Source organism: Saccharopolyspora sp. NPDC002578 (assembly GCF_053592695.1).
In genome coordinates this window covers 29506-41623 of the sequence record NZ_JBSFWJ010000058.1, presented here as the reverse complement: position 1 = coordinate 41623, position 12118 = coordinate 29506, and the positions used below count along the sequence as shown (strand labels likewise).

Here is a 12118-nt window from a genome sequence, read left to right as displayed (position 1 = left end):
TCCCGTGACTTCAACGAGTCCGGTTCCCGTGACTTCAACGAGTCCGGTTCCCGTGACTTCAACGAGTCCGGTTCCCGTGACTTCAACGAGTCCGGCTCGCGTGACTTCAACGAGTCCGGCTCGCGTGACTTCAACGAGTCCGGTTCCCGTGACTTCAACGAGTCCGGCTCGCGTGACTTCAACGAGTCCGGCTCGCGTGACTTCAACGAGTCCGGCTCGCGTGACTTCAACGAGTCCGGTTCCCGTGATCTCGGCCAGTCCGGCTCGCGTGACTCGGTTCGCAATGGGTCGCCTGATACCGAGCTCAACAGCGCTCCGGTTCAGGAGCGGACGGGCGTCGGGGTGGATCAGGCTCCGCCGAGGGCGGTGCAGGACTCGCCGGGTCAGCAGTCGAACCAGCCCGTCACCGGTGTCGTCGACGGCGGCACCACCGACCGCGACGTCTCGCCGAACGAGGCGAACCGCGAGCAGAGCGCGGACGTCGATTCGCGGCAGAGCGAGACCGCGAACCTCCCCGCGCAGCCGCCTACGAGCAGCATCGGCGACGGCGGCCTCACCAACGACACGACGCAGCAGTCCACGACTCCCGTCCCCCAGCACGTCGACCAGGGGACGAACGGCCAGAACTCCGGGCTCGTGGACGGCGGAGCTTCCCGCGGCCAGAGCGATCAGTCCTCGACGGTCGATCGGAACTCCTCGGTCGATCAGTCCTCGACGGTCGATCGGAACTCCTCGGTCGATCAGTCCTCGACGGTCGATCGGAACTCCTCGGTCGATCAGAACTCGACGGTCGATCGGAACTCCTCGGTTGACCAGAACTCGACCGTCGACCGGGATTCCGGTGACGATGGCGCGGTCACTCCGGTGCAGGAGAACTCGAACGCACCGCTGGGCGGAGTCGCGCCCGTGCACGGCGGCGGGAATCCGACGACGGCCCCGCAGACGGGCCAGACGGGCCAGACGGGAACGCCGAACACGAACACGGCGAACACCCCCAGCCCGAACGCGACCGGCACCCCGCACACCCCGGCGCAGCAGCCCGCCGCGAGCGGGAAGCCCAACGTCAGCACCGAATCCGGCGGCAGCACCACGCGCACCGGCGGCGACCAGCGCCCGGAGACCTCCAGCACCACCAAGGACAACGCTCCGAGCGCACCGGGCAAGAACACGCCCACGCACACCGCCCCGACCCCGTCGGCCACCGCGCCGCCGCGCACCGCCACCGCGACCCCGGAGACGGGGACGACCGCCGGCCGCCGCGGCGACGGCGTCACGCCCGTCGTGCCCCTCGGCGGACCGGAAACTCGCGGCCCGCTCGGCCGCAACGGCGAACCGGACGCTCGGAACAACCGTGGCGATGACGCCGCGAAGAACGATCCGCCGAAGGGGCCGCCGCGCGATCCCAAGGGGGACAAGCCGTTCCGCGAGCCGTCCACGTGGCAGGACGCCCGCAAGAGGACGCCGTGGACGGAGGTCCGCACCGAACGGTTCGACCCCGGCGTCCACGGGTTCAAGGGCCCGAAGTCCGGTCTCCTCGACGGCGCGGGCACGATGATCCGCTACGACCACCGGCGCATCCCGCTGGGCGACGGCGGCCACGTCTCCGAGTTCACCGTGCGACTGGGGCTGCGCCCCGGTGAGGACGGGATCACCCGCGCCGACATGCAGGCCGTCGCCGACCGGGTCCGGAACTCGCTCAACACCGAGATCAACGGGCACTACCGCCTCGGCAACGGCGACCAGTTCCACGTGAACGTCGAGTTCACCCGGAACGACCCGCACGCCGTGGTCGACGTGGTGAACCTGGTCAGCGACGCGGAAGCGCAGCGGGCCGCCGAGAACGGGATCACCAAGCACAGCAACACGACGCAGGGCGCGTGGGGCAAGGACGAGCCGCGCGCGACGCTGGTCCACGAGGTCATGCACTTCCTCGGGCTCGGCGAGGGCTACCGCGACAAGTCGATGCTGTTCAACCGGGACAACGAGCCCGGCGTCATGGGCCTCGACGCGTTCAAGGGCCGCAAGGGCAGCCCGGACGAGGCGGTCGCGCCGACGCTGACGCCCAAGAACCTCGACCAGATCTCCTCCGTGCTGGACAACAGCCGGAGCCCGGAGCGCTCGCCCGGCACCGAGACCCAGTCCCGCGACACCGACCCGACCGAGCACCGGCCGGCGGCGACTCCCCGCGACCGGGTCCCCGCACCTCCCCCGAGCGAGAACCCGGCCGCTCCGCTCACCGACGTCCGGAACACCCGCACCTACGGCCCCGGCCAGTTGGAACGACCGCGCAGCAGCCACCAGCGGCGCCTCGAAGCGTCGGTCCCGAGGGACCGCTCCGGTGCTCCCGCGCTGTTCCCGAACCCGCGTGGCGCGACGTTCGCGCTGGCCGGGCCGGTGCGGGCGCTCAACCGCTCCAACCCGCGCAACTCCACGTTGACCGACGCGGGCAGCGCGGGCTGGGTGCAGCAGATCAACCCCGGCCCGCCGCGCGGCGGCAGGCGCACGAACTGCTTCGACAGCGCGCTGTCGTTCCTGTCGACCTGGTACGGCCGCCCGACCGTGGCGGCACCGGTGTACGACGCCCACAACAACATCAACCCGAACGCGGTCGAGCAATCCGGTTCACGACGCGGCGGCGACTGGCTCAACGCCGGATGGCGCACCTCGTCGGAGCCGCGGGACGTGACGCTGGGCGCGGTGGCGAACCGGCTGACCAGCCACGGGCACGGCTCGTCGGCGATCGTGATCTTCCAGCGGCCGAACGGGAACGTGCACGCCGTCAACGCCGTCAACCACAACGGCGACGTGCTCTGGGTCGACTCCCAGTACGGCCGGGTGGACCGCCGTCCGATCTACGAAGGCGCGCAGTTCATGTCGATCGAGCTCGACCCGTACGGGCGGCCGATCGACCGGGTCACTCCGCTGCACGAGCGCAGCCTCGGCTTCGAGAACCTCAACCTCGACGACGATGCGGGTGGTTCCGGTTCCGGCGGCGGTTATGGCGGCACCGATCGCGGTGGCTACGGCGGCACCGATCGCGGTGGTTATGGCGGCACCGATCGTGGCGGTTATGGCGGCACCGATCGCGGTGGCTACGGCAGCAACAGGGACGCCTACGACGGCGGCGGCCGTGGCGGCCGGGAACGCTCCAGCCGGAACTACGACGGCTACGAGCAGCGGGAATCCGGCCACCGCAGGCACCGCCGTTCCAGCCACTACTACGAGCAGCCCGCACCGGCGCCGGTCCAGTACTACTCGACGCCCGCACCGCCACCGCCCCCGCCGGCGCAGTACTACGCCCCGCCGACGAGCGACCCCTACTCGGGTTCCACTCGCGACTCGTACTACCCGTCCAGGTCCTACGACCCGTACTACTCCGGCGGTCACCGCTACTCGTCCGCGCCGTCCGAGCTGAACAGCGACGGCGCGACGACCGGGGACCGGTCCGGCGACTCGTTCGTCGCCCCGGACACCACGACGGAGGACTCGGCGCGCCAGCCGTCCACCGCGCCGCGGGACGGCGAGGCCGATCCGGGTGAGACGCCGGGCCGCAACGCCTTCGAGATGGAGCGGCCGTCCGAGGCGGACCTGCTGGACGCGTCGCGCGACACCACCGAGTCGGACCGGACGCCGGAGCCCGAGGGCCGCAGAGCTTCGGAGATCGAGCGCGAGACGCCCACCGCGCGCGAAAGCCTCGACCAGAGCTGGAACCGGTTGGCTCCGGGCGAGAACCTCTCGCCCGACGTCATCGAGCGCACCTACGGCATCCCCACCGAGAACCAGCAGCGGCTCCAGAGCTACGCCGACCGCCACAACCTGGCCATCGACGTGCGCCCGACCAACCCGGACTCGGTGCGGCTGCTCAAGGACGGCGCCTACCCGAAGCCGATCGACATCAAGGCCAAGACGATCAACGAGCTGGACGTGCAGCTGGGCGCGCCCGCGCACGGCATCGGCTCGGTCGGCTTCTTCGCGCCGCGGATGCCGGAGGGCCTCGACCCGGTGGACCCGGCCGCGGACGCGTTGCAGGCGCGGTCGGACTTCCGCCTCCGCGAGTACCAGGAGCTGTCCGACAAGATGCGGCTCCTGGAGCACCAGGGGCAGTACCGGGTGGTCGACGGCCAGGTCCGCACCGGGCCGGAACTGATGCGCGGCGACCGGCCGGTGGGCGACCTGCCGGTGGCGGGCGACCACGACGTCTTCAACATCCGGGACGCGAACGACGGCCGCGTCCTGCCGGATTCGGCCTACCAGGACCACGTCCGGCAGATGGTCGACGAGGACATGGGCGTGCAGCACGGCGCCCACCGGTACTGGGAGACGCTGCCCGGCACCTACGAGCGCAACATCTACGACCTGATCATCGGCAGCCACGACATCGGCGGGGAACCGCTGGTCCGGTTCGCGCCGGGACGCCCGCCCGAGGCGCTGCACTCGGACCTGCCGGACGTGCCGCAGGCGGCGTCCGACTTCGGCGACTCCATGAACGGCGCCGTGGACCGGATCTTCGGGTCCGACGACGGGATCTTCGACGGCGACATCACCGTCGACGACGGCGCCGGGAACCGGCCCGCGGTCGGACTCGACCCGGTCGACGCCGACGGCGCCGCACCGCACCACCTCCCGGGCGGCCGGACCGGCGATCCCGTCGGCAGCAGGTCCGAGGACTCCACCCGCCAGGACGGCAGGCCCTCGCGCTCGCAGCGGTGGCGGTCGGCGACGACCGACTTCTTCCGCGACATGAGCAAGCTGTTCGACTCGAACGGCTCCGCGCGGGTGCGGGCCGGAGAGTCGTCCGATGCTCGAACCACCGCGGAACCCGCCGGGCGCGCCGCGGAGACCTACGAGCTGCAGGACCTGCCACCGCGCTCCGAGGGCGCGCCGGTGCGCCGCCCGGACGAGTCCGCAGTGGACGGTCGCGCCGTCGACGAGGTCGCCGTCGAGCAGCCCACGCGCGAGCAGGACTCCGACGCCCAGGGCCAGGAGCGCGGCCCCGCCGAACAGCGGGCGGACGCCGAGGGCGACCTCACCCGTGACGACGACTCCGCGCTCAGCGACCTGGAACTGCCCGAGCTGCGGGCCGAACTCCTCGAACGGGAATCGGGCGAGGGCACCGGGAACCGGTCCGACGGCGACGGCGTCGTCCGAGACGACGGCTCCTCGATCTACAGCGACGACCTGGAACTGCCGGAACTCCGGCCGGACCAGAACCGCGATCCGCTCGACCTCGCCGAACAGGGACTCGGCGACGGCCTCGTCCGAGACGACGGCTCCTCCGTCTACAGCGACGACCTCGAACTCCCCGAACTCCGGCCGGACCAGAACCAGGACCCGCTCGACCTCGCCGAGCAAGGACTCGGCGACGGCGTCGGGAACCGGTCCGAGGACGGGCTCACCCGCGACTACGACAGCGAGTCCGTCTACAGCGACGACCTGGAACTGCCGGAACTCCGGCCGGACCAGAACCAGGATCCGCTCGACCTCGCCGAACAGGGACTGGGCGACGGCCTCGTTCGCGACGATGCCAGCGAGACCGGCACCGGATCGGCCCGCGGCGACGACCTCGACCTGCCGGAGATCCGCGTCGAGGACACCTCGCAGAGCGACGGCCGCCAGAGCCGGGACGACGCTCCGGAGGACCGCGCCGGGGACCAGAACCGCGACCAGCAGAGCCGGGACCAGCAGAGCCAGCAGGATCGCGACCAGCAGGACCAGCAGAACCGGGACCAGCAGCAGGACCAGCAGCGCACCGAGCAGGACGGTCGCGAGTCCCGCGCCCCGGAGCGCTCCGGCGACGCGATCATCACCATCGACCCGCCGGTGGACACCACCCGCACCTCGTTCACCTCCCCGGTCGGCGAACGCACCCAGCACCTGCGGGACCTGCGCAACATCGGCGCCGTCAAGGCCGACAACGTCGAGGGCGGCACGCTGCGCGCCGACGTGGACGAGATGCTCACCGACCTGGGCGTGCCGCAAGCGCGCCGCGAACGGCTGCTGCACGGCCTGTCCAACATCACCCTCGAAGACAAGTGGACGCCGCTCAACGGCAGCCGCGGCCTGGTGCTCAGCGACGGCCAGGGCAAGGACGCCATCGAGATCATCGCCAAGGCCCGCCCCGGCGACGACACCTCCACAGTGGACACCTCCACGGCCGGCACCTCGAAGACCGACGGTTCCACGGCCGGCACGTCGAAGGCGGGCGGTTCCAAGGCCGCCGAACCGGCTGAGGGCTCCGCCGCGAGCCGCGCCGTGAACGCCTCCGACCCCACCAAGAGCGACGGGCAGCCGAACCCCGGTCCGCGCGACCCGCGGATGAGCACCGTCAAGACGGGGCCGAACAAGGAAGTCGCCAAGTCCTCCCAGGAGGTCTCGGCCACCACCTCACGCGACGCACCGTTCACCTTCAACGCGATGTTCCCGCGCGGCACCGAGACCGCCTTCCGGACCTTCGAGGCGATCGGCGGGTTCCAGGGCCTCACCTCGCAGCCCACGGCGAGCACCGGCGCGAAGACCGAGCTGGGCACCGGTTCCAACCACACGCCGGTCAACAACTGGCGGCAGAGCAGCCACGACCTGCTGCACGACGTGACCGTCCGCACCGGTGACGGCCGGACCGACCACCGCGCGGGCCGCCACCAGGGCGACACGCGGCTGAGCTCGCCGGAGATCCTGCGCGACTACGGCAAGAACACCACCGACGTCACCGGAGTCCCGGAGCGCAGGCCGCGCGCGACGCTGTTGCAGGGCGGACAGGCCCTGTTCGACAGCGTCGCGGGGACCCTCGATCAGCATCCGAAGTGGCGCGGCCGCACCGACGAGATCGGTTCCGAGCTGCGCCACGACGTCGAGGAACTCGTCAGCGGCGGAAACCTGTCCCGCCACGGCGACGTGCTGCTCGACGGCGGCACCCTCGTGAAGGACGTGAAGTTCCACGACGCGTTCGGCGAGCACTCCGCGCGGGTCGAGATCACCGCCACGCAAGGCACGTCCCGCCTGTCCACCGCGGACCTCGACCCGGAGGCTTCGACCTCGCGCGGCGACGGCGATTCCGGCACCCCCCGCGACGAGGCCGAGTCGTCCCGCCGGTCGGAGCCGGAAACCGACGAATCGGGCCAGCCCAAGCCGCCGAAGCGATCGGACACCGAGGTGTCCGAGAAGGCCGACGAAGAGTCGAAGATCGTCTCGCAGGAGATCGGCCGCACCACCGAGCAGACGACCACCACCGGCGGCAAGCACGCGACGGACCTCACCGGCACCGGCGCGTTCGGGATGAACTGGAGCCTGGGCGAGAAGGCCTCCGACCCGGGCAAGCCGAGCTTCTCCTACGGCGACCGGGCCGACCTCCGGCCCGAGTTCCACGGCGGTCGCAGCGCCAGCGACGAGCACGGCACGACCCGCACCTCCGGGACGACCAGCAACACGTTCCGCAGCGACCACGGCGCCTTGCAGACCCGCCGCACCGACCTGACCTACGACGTCCGGGTGCACTTCGACGACCAGCACCGCGGCGCCGACGGCGAGCCGGGCGCGCACAGCGCCGAACCGGCGCGGGGCAGCGCGACCACCTTCACCGTCGAAAGCGACGGGACCCCCGCGAGCAGCGGGCGGAACTCGTCCGACGTGGCGTTCGCGCCGCAGAAGGTGCTGGGCGCGGCGGAATCCCGGTTCACCCGGGTCGACGAGGTCTCCCAGCAACTGCGCGAGATGCTTCCCGACGGGGTGCTCAGCAAGGACGGCGCGGGCTGGCGCGGGCACATGCCGAACGCGGTGCTGCACGCCGTCGGCAACGTGCTGGGCGACAAGCCGCACGTCACCGCCAACGAGTCGCTGGTCCACGAGCTGGTGTCCGACTCCGGCTTCACCACGCACTCGGCGGACCTCAACGGCGACGGCATGTCGTTCCTGCTGACCCGCGACGTGCACGCGGGCACGGCCTCACCGAACGACCTGGTGCGAGTGCTGATCGAGGCGGTGCCCCGCGAGGACGGCGGTACGCGCAGCCTGCCCGGGTCGGACACGACGCTGCGCGGTGAGTCCTCGACGACCAGCAAGACCGCGCACAGCGACACCGTGACCTCGCACAACACCGCCGGCTGGGGCGTCACCGGTCGTGGCGGTTTCGGTTCCACGCAGACGGTGCGGGCGTTGGAGGGCAACGCGGGCACCGATCACAAGTTCGGCGGGAAGCAGACCGCGCTGGAGTCCTCCACCGGCCACGAGCACGGCCAGGGCTGGAAGGCGCACTCCGGCACCCAGGAACACTCCCGCGGCGTCGACTACAAGATCACCGTGTTCGGGGCGGACTCCCCGACGACGCGCACCGTCGAAGACGCCCAGGTCACCACCGAGACCGGTGGGCGCACCCACTTCACCGGACGGGACCCGCTCGCCCTCGACGGCGGTTTCGAACGCGTCGACCACGACGCGCCGCAGCGCCCGGCGGAGTGGCAGGCCGGGCAGCTGCCGCACCACTTCGTGGTGCACGGCCTGGACCTCCCGGAGGGCGCCGGTTCCCGGCTGCGGGAGGACCTCGGGGACTTCGGCGACAACGCCCACATCGCCGACCACCAGCTGCACACCTTCAGCAGCCACGACAACGTCGCCGCCAACCTCGACCGCGCCACCACCGGCACCTACGGCACCCCCGTCCACCGCTACGGCGAAGGTGAGTTCCTCGGCTTCAAGGACCGGCTCGGCGATGCGCGCATGCAGCTGGCGCTGAGCAACCCGCGCGTCGGGGCGCCGGCGGAGAACGTGACGCTGACCTTCACCGACAAGACGACCGGATCCACCGGCCACGGCGCCGACACCGTCACGCAGCACAGCGGGAACGCGGGCGCCGCCCTGACCGTGGTGCCGCACCAGCGGGTGTGGGCGGGTCCGCAGGGCGGCTACTCCTACGCCCGCGGCGGCGTCGAGGGCGACTCGGTGAAGTCGGAGTTCGAGCAGACCACGACCCGCAAGTACCGCGGCCCCGCCTACCTCGTCACATACGACAGCACGATGCTGCTCAGCGGACGCGACGTCGACCACGTCGGCGTCAACGCCTACGACGGAAACGGCATCGGCGACTGGCAGCATTCCCAGGCGCACCACGGCAATTCGGTGCAGGTGTGGGTGCCCAAGAGCGAGATCGACCAGGTGGGGCTGCCGCCGGAGCGCGTCGCGGAACTGCGCGCGCAGGACGACGGCACCGGTTCGAAGGACTCCGACACCGCGGGCACCGAGAACGCGGCCGAGGATTCCGCCGTCAAGGACCCCGCCGCCGAGAACACCCCGCCGGAGAACCAGGGCCGGTCGACGGACGCGAAGGGCAAGCGCGTCGCCTTCGAGTCCCCGGAGCGTTCCGACGTCGGCGAGACCTCGCGAGACGGTCAGCGCGCGGAGGACCAGCGCTCCGAGGACCGCGCCGAACCGTCCCGCGACAAGGGCAAGGAGCCGGAACGCCCCGTCGAGCAGGATTCGGACTCGACGCAGAACCGGGCGCCGCAGAGTCGACCGCAGATCGACGAGCACAACCCGACCAGCTTCTCCCCCGAGGTCACGACCCGGCTGCTGGACGGCGTGAAGCAGGCCCTCGACCTGGTGCCGCCCGCCGAAGTGCCGCCGAACGTGCTGCGCCGGTTCTACGAGGCCATCACCAACGAGACCATCGGTCACAACCTGCGCTCCGCCTACGAGCACACCCTCGAAGGCATCAGCAAGGCCGCGTTCGGCAAGAGCGACCGGCTGGCCAGGGAGCAGCTGCTCGCCGACATCACCGGAGACATCTCGCCGCGCGGCCTGCAGGGCCTCTACGCCGACCTGAACGGGCCGGGCAAGACCTGGTCCACCACCGTGCGCGGGCCGCTGGGCTCCTACGACGTCTCGCTGAACCTCAAGGGCACGCCGTCCACGGGCCGGCTCACCGGGATCGAGCAGGGCTGGTCCAACGAGCACACCACCAAGACGAAGATCACCGAGGAGCACTCCGCCACCGCGAAGCGCACCCATGATCTCGCCGCGGGCGTCAGCATCCCGACCTTCCCGGACCACACGACGATGCGCGGTCCCGGCTGGGCGACGGGCACCGGCCTCAGCTTCTCCTCGGAGAGCAAGCAGGTCACCGGCGACGTCACCGAGACGACGCGCTCGCACACCACCTCGGGCGACGCGGCGCGCTACACCCGCGACCTGGACCTGGACCTGACCGTCAACAAGACGGCCCACGCCGGGCGCGCGCCGCGCACGCTGACCTTCGGCCTGCTCGGCTGGGCGGCGTCCGGCGGGTCGCCGAGCACGCACGCGCTGGGCACCATCCCGGACGCGGTCAACTCGTACGTGCCGCTGCGGGATCTCGGCGCCGGTACGCACACTCCGCACGACCCGATCTCGACGCTGCCGGAGAACCACCACTCGGTGGCGAACTCGCGCAACGTCGGCGGCGTGGTCGACGACATCCTCGACGGCGTGCAGCCCGGTGAGCCGTCCACCCGGACCCGCCACGAAGTGCCGCGCGAGGCGACCTGGACCCGGCAGACCGTCAACACCGGGGCCTCCAGCGCCGCGTTGTCGGCGAACCTGCCCGCCGCGATGGGCGACGGCTACCGCATCGGCGGGCTCGACCACGACAACCACTACAGCGCGGGCTACGGGCACGGGAACCCGTTGAAGTCCCTCAACTTCCAGGTCGAGAGCCTGGAGAACGCGCACGTGCAGCCCGTCGGGGAGCCCTCCCCCGGCAAGGAGATCACGCTCGACGAGATCAAGAAGAGCACCGGCAAGGAAGAGCACAAGTCCGGGCCGAGCTGGCGCGCGCCGAACATCCGGGTGCCGCTGACGATCTTCCCCACCCAGCACGCCCAGGGCAGCTGGGAGCCCGGCGTGAACGTGCGGACCGCGCCGACCGCCGGTCTCAACGCCCCGTCGCTGGAGTGGAAGCACAAATCCCACAACGACTACGAGGGCAAGCAATCCGAGACCTGGAAGACCTCCAAGGGCGAGACGTACCTGGTCACGGCGGACGCCAACTGGAAGATCACGCCCGAGTACCGGGACGCCACCCACGGCGACGGGCCGCGCACCGCGCGGGACACCGTCTACGTCCGCACCGACGCCGACGGCCTGCGCGCCATGGGCCTCGAACCGCCGCACCTGGACGACGACGCGTCCTCGGTGCACACCGAGCTCTCGGCCGACCGCGACGGCGACGGCACCGGCCGCACCGGCGAGGAGACCACCCGCAGCACCGAGGAAACCGCTCGCGGCGGCGAAGAAACCTCCCGCAAGAGCGAAGAGAACACGCGCGACGCCGAGGACACCCGCAGCGACGAGCAGACCTCCCGCGAGAACGACCAGAACACCCGCAGCGTCGAGGAGATCGCTCGCGAGGGCGAGGAATCCTCCCGCCGGAGCGAAGAGAACACGCGCGACGCCGAGAACAGCCGCAGCGACGAGCAGACCTCCCGCGACACCGACGAAGTCGCCCGCGACAGCGAGAGCGTCCGCGACGGCGGGGAAACGGTCCGCGACGGTGGCGAGACCGCGCGCGACGGCGACGGGACGTCCCGCGGCGGTGAGCAGAACGGCACGGTCCGGTCCGACTCGCGCTCGACGCGTTCCGAGGACCGCGGACCCGACTCGCGCGGCACCTCCCCCGCCCGCGACGGCGAGGTGCTGGTCGAGGACCCGGCCCGCGACGGCACCCGCGACTCCGACACCGAGAGCTCCGACGGGGAGTTCTTCGACGCCCGCGAGCGGCTCGACGACGACAGCGACGGCGAGTTCTTCGACGCGCGCGAAACGCTCGACGACACCACCGGCGACGAGTTCGTCGACGCGGGCACCACCGTCGACAACGGCATCGAGCACCGCGGCTCCGCGGCGCCGCGCACCGCCCTGGACGACACCGGCGCGGAGAGCTCCGGGCGGCGCGCCTTCGAGCTGGCCGACGAGCTGGAATCCGGCGGGATCCTCGCCCAGCACGAGCAGTCCGACCCGCGCCCGCCCGGCGCGTTCCCCGACGACCCGGTCGCCACCGACCGCGGCCCCGGCCTCGAAGGCGACGGCGAGACCTTCGAGCTGGAGTCCACGCGGTCCGAGAACTCCGACGCGGTCACCTCGGCCGAAGACCGGG

The 12118-nt window shown here is 71.5% G+C and carries 1 protein-coding gene (cut by a window edge); it reads left to right on the top strand.

All coding sequences use genetic code 11. The annotated features are described in order from the left end of the window. Window positions 1–366: 366 nt before the first annotated feature. A protein-coding gene (locus ACWD38_RS23070; protein WP_450124886.1) for a protein-glutamine glutaminase family protein crosses the window boundary here: on the top strand, window positions 367–12118 show its beginning. 17882 nt of this gene lie beyond the right edge of the window; only the first 11752 of its 29634 coding nucleotides appear in the window; the start codon lies at window positions 367–369; the stop codon falls past the right edge of the window.